The sequence below is a fragment of the Actinomadura sp. HBU206391 genome (assembly GCF_014323665.1).
Taxonomy (GTDB): domain Bacteria; phylum Actinomycetota; class Actinomycetes; order Streptosporangiales; family Streptosporangiaceae; genus Actinomadura_C.
In genome coordinates this window covers 1-617 of the sequence record NZ_JABVEB010000579.1, presented here as the reverse complement: position 1 = coordinate 617, position 617 = coordinate 1, and the positions used below count along the sequence as shown (strand labels likewise).

Annotated in this window: 1 protein-coding gene; it reads left to right on the top strand. The window is 64.2% G+C overall.

Translation table 11 applies throughout. The features are described 5' to 3' along the window. Nucleotides 1-87 precede the first annotated feature (87 nt). Nucleotides 88-617: helix-turn-helix domain-containing protein (locus HKK72_RS39520; RefSeq protein ID WP_315987672.1), on the top strand; the 530-nt coding region annotated here is incomplete at its 3' end.

Here is a 617-nt window from a genome sequence, read left to right as displayed (position 1 = left end):
TGGCTCGTCTCCGAACGTTGGCCGGGTAATTGATCTTTGACGGTGGGGCCGTCAGCCTTGCTCCAGGACGTTGTCTTGGAGGTGGTCGTGGCCCGTAGACCTGAGGTATTCGTGCGCCCGTTGTCGGTGGAGGAGGGGCGCAAGCTGCAGCGGATCACCCGCACTGCCAAGAATCCGGTGAAGCTGCGGCGGGCGATCGTGGTGCTGATGTCCGCGCAGGGTCAGGCGGCTCGCAACATCACGCACTTGATGCAGGTCAGGGATGACTATGTGCGGGATGTCGTGCACGCGTTCAACGAGCGGGGGTTCGCTGCTCTGGACCCAAAATGGAGCGGGGGCCGGCCGAGGACGATCAGCCAGACGACGCGTGAGCATGTCTGCCTGATCGCCCGGACGTCCCCCGTGGAATGGGGCATCACCGCGTTCTCGACCTGGAGCCTGGCCAAGCTTGCTGCTCACCTGGTGAAACGTGGTGTGGTGTCGGCGATCAGCCGAGAACACCTGCGCCGGATCCTGAAGGCCGGCGGGGTGTCCTGGCAGACCACCACCACCTGGAAATCCTCCAACGACCCCGAGTTCATCACCAAGATGACCCGCATGGAGACCGGCCGGGCACT